The 372-nt window shown below is 40.3% G+C and carries 1 pseudogene; it reads right to left on the bottom strand.

The features are described from left to right. Window positions 1–372 (bottom strand): annotated as a pseudogene (locus tag ACVC43_RS00165) (PorP/SprF family type IX secretion system membrane protein); the annotation flags it as partial.

Here is a 372-nt window from a genome sequence, read left to right as displayed (position 1 = left end):
GTTCTGCTAATAATTTTGCTTGTGCATCGGCTTCAGTTTTTGCTTGTTGTTCTGCTAATAATTTTGCTTGTGCATTGGCTTCTGCTTCTGCTTGTTGTTTTGCTAATAGTTTTGCTTGAGCATCGGTTTCTGCTTTTGCTTGTTGTTCTGCTAATAATTTTGCTTGTGCATCAGCTTCAGCTTTTGCCTGTTGTTCTGCTAACAGTTTTGCTTGCGCATCAGCTTCAGCTTTTGCTTGTTGTTTTGCTAATAGTTTTGCTTGAGCATCGGTTTCTGCTTTTGCTCGTTGTTCTGCTAATAATTTTGCTTGTGCATCAGCTTCAGCTTTTGCCTGTTGTTCTGCTAACGGTTTTACTTGCTCATCGGCTTCTG

This window comes from Lacinutrix chionoecetis (genome assembly GCF_053604665.1).
Note: the sequence above shows the minus strand (reverse complement) of the source record. Positions and strands in the feature narration are given on the sequence as shown.